A 313-nucleotide genomic window follows, 5' to 3' on the forward strand; every position below is an offset into this window, starting at 1 on the left:
GATCGCCTGGCCCATCCTCTCCTTCGCGCTGCTGATGATGTCGCGGCGCATAAGGCAATGCGCCTTGGTGATGGGCGTTGCCGCCGTTTCGGCACCCTTCCTCCTGCTCCAGAACGGTACGGTATGACCATCGCACTATCCAAACAGACCGTTCGCAAGGCGATCTCGGCGCATTCGGCGCTGGGCCTGATCTGCTGCGCACTGCTCTATCTGATCTGCGCCACCGGCACCGCGATCGTCCTGTACGAAGAGTGGCAAAGGCTCGAACAGCACGACGCGCCTGAAATGACCGCCATCGCACCTGCCAGCGTTC

At 62.0% G+C, this 313-nt stretch carries 1 protein-coding gene; it reads left to right on the forward strand.

Annotated elements, in window-relative coordinates; translation table 11 throughout:
• Window positions 1-123 precede the first annotated feature (123 nt).
• Window positions 124-313, forward strand: a 190-nt coding sequence (locus A3736_RS06580; protein ID WP_233999288.1) for a PepSY domain-containing protein, incomplete at its 3' end; no start/stop codon positions are given.

The organism is Erythrobacter sp. HI0063 (genome assembly GCF_001635685.1).
Lineage (GTDB): Bacteria > Pseudomonadota > Alphaproteobacteria > Sphingomonadales > Sphingomonadaceae > Qipengyuania.